We start from the raw sequence: 2533 nt of genomic DNA, 5'->3' as shown, positions 1-2533 counted from the left end.
TAGCCTCGCGCTTTCAGTGCGACGTGAAGTCGCTGTCATGCAGTGGTAGTTGCAAGGAGAGGAGTCGACTGCCCCGGCCTGTGACCGATGGCCGGTCCCCAGCCTCGGGTGCGTCTGCGGTGACGCGGGGGTGCTGAGCCGAGGTGGTCAAGCTCAAGGGCACGATGGGCCATCATCACGCCACAAGCGAAGGGGAAGTCCGAGCGGGCGAGCGAAAGCGAACCCTTGTCCTTACGAGCCGACATGAGGAACACCGCGTCAATGGCGAAGCGGTCGGCGGTGGGAACTCCTTGCATTGAGAAGTGCGACACGACGCGAGCTGTATTGAAAGAGGCTCAAGGGAACCCCTGGTTTCCAGCGTAGGTCACCGTGGGAGTCGGTTTAGAGAGGGCGCCCTGTCCGGACGTAACTGTTGGCAGTGGAACACGGGAACCCCGTACGGGTCCGGCTGGTCAGCCGGTAAGCCGGAGGCAACGAAGGCAGAACTCCGGTGCGGGAACAGGATGTCCCAAGAAGCGAATGCCGCTGGGGCGAAAGCCCAGAGGAAAGCTCGGGTCCTGGGGACTCTCCCCCTCCGGATATAACTCGGCGGATACCAGCTTTGTAGCTGGGCTCGAAAGAACGCTGACGTGGGACAGGTAGGCCATGTAGAGCCAACGGGCAAAACCTTACACCGAGGCGCAAGTTAGACAGGAGGAGGGGCGACAATGTCTTTGGTGTCGCAGTGTGCCCTCCCGATGAACGGACCCGAGGGCGACGCAGAATTCTGGGCCGGTATCGATTGGCGCTCAGAAGAAGCATCCGTAAAGCGGCTGCGCCAGAGGATCTACAGGGCCGCACGGAACGGCGACATGAAGCGGGTGCGCAACCTGCAAAAGCTCATGCTGCGATCCAGGGCGAACAGCTTGACAAGTGTTCGCCGGGTGGCACAGCAGAGCACCGGAAAGAAGACGGCGGGTATCGATGGGGTCGTCGCGCTGACTCCGAAGGATCGGGGTGCTCTGGCGAGGAAGACTCTCGCTGAACCGGTTATCCCGGCAAAGCCCGTCAAGCGTGTGTACATCCCGAAGGCAAATGGGAAGACCCGACCGTTGGGCATTCCTGTCATACGCGACCGCGCAAACCAGGCAAGGGTGAAGAACGCTCTAGAGCCGGAATGGGAAGCGCGGTTCGACGGTCGAACCTACGGGTTTCGGCCGGGGCGTGGATGCGCTGACGCGATCGGGGCTATCTTCCAGATAGCCTGCCAGAAGACCGCAAAACGGCTGTGGGTTCTCGACGCGGACCTGTCGGCGGCCTTCGACCGCATCAGCCACAGTCACCTCATGGACTCCATCGGCCTGTTCCCGGGCCGGCGGCAGATCAGAGGATGGTTGCGCGCTGGGGTCATGGAGCAGGGCACTTACGCACACACGATCGAAGGCACGCCGCAAGGCGGAGTCATCAGTCCTCTGTTACTCAATGTGGCCCTGCACGGGATGGGGGGCGCGATTAACGCAAATGTTCCCGCCAGAGGGACAAGGCATGTTCCCCCCGCTCTTGTTCTATACGCCGATGACTTCGTGGTGTTGTGCGCCTCGGAGTCGGAGGCGCATGATCTGCAAACGAAGTTGGCTGTCTGGCTCCAGCCGAGAGGACTTTCTTTCAACGAGGAGAAGACGCGTGTCGTCCATCTCGCTGAGGGATTTGACTTCCTCGGATTCAACGTCAGGCGCTACGACCAGAAGCTGATCATCAAGCCGAGCAAGGATGCAGTACAACGGGTCAAGAAGAAGATAAGGACCATCATCCGACAACACCGGGGCGCACCCGCCGAACGCCTGGCTGGTGCCCTCGGACCTCTTGTTCGAGGATGGTCCATCTACTATCGGCACGTTGTCTCGAAGGAAACTTTCAGGAAGCTGGACGACTTCACGCACCACGCCTTGAGAAGGTGGGCGATCTACTGCAATCGACGGAAGACGCCCCGCTGGCTCCGGGAGCGGTATTGGGGGAAGTTCGACAAAAGTCGAGAGGACAGGTGGGTCTTCGGCTCCAAAGCCGGATACTTGCCCAAGTTCGCCTGGACCGGAATCGTCCGGCACGTGATGGTCAAGGGAGACTCCTCCCAGGACGACGCGGAACTGGACAGCTACTGGAGAAAACGAGCCCGAAAGCGGATGCCAGGAGTGGAATCCAAACGGATTCTTTTGCTAGCAGCCCGACAGAAGGGACTGTGCCCCAGATGCGGGCAGGACCTGATCGAAGGCGCGGGGTACGACCCTGATGACGTCAACGATTGGGCCCGCTGGTTCACGGCCTCATACCGGGGAATTCACGTGCACCATCTGCAATACCGCAGCCGGGGTGGAAGCGACCACCTCGATAATCTGGAAGTCGTACACACTCTGTGCCACCGGCAGTTGCACGCCGGTGACCGGAAGAATGGCACCGAACTGAGCGGCCATAGGCCCGCTTGAGCCGTGTGCGCTGGAAGGCGCAAGCACGGTTCTGAGGGGGCGGGGACGCAGCGATGCGTCCCCGCTACCCGACC

At 61.1% G+C, this 2533-nt stretch carries 1 protein-coding gene; it reads left to right on the top strand.

Features of this window, described 5'->3' with window-relative positions; all coding sequences use genetic code 11:
* Positions 1 to 737 precede the first annotated feature (737 nt).
* Complete coding sequence (gene ltrA / locus ACIRR9_RS55925) at positions 738 to 2459, top strand: group II intron reverse transcriptase/maturase (protein WP_403769805.1); 1722 nt, start codon at positions 738 to 740, stop codon at positions 2457 to 2459.
* Positions 2460 to 2533 lie beyond the last annotated feature (74 nt).

The organism is Streptomyces sp. NPDC101234 (assembly GCF_044767525.1).
Lineage (GTDB): Bacteria > Actinomycetota > Actinomycetes > Streptomycetales > Streptomycetaceae > Streptomyces > Streptomyces sasae.
Note: the sequence above shows the minus strand (reverse complement) of the source record. Positions and strands in the feature narration are given on the sequence as shown.

Coding starts and splice junctions, on each gene's coding strand:
- ltrA (WP_403769805.1), top strand. CDS start 738: ATGAACGGACCCGAGGGCGACGCAGAATTCTGGGCCGGTATCGATTGG.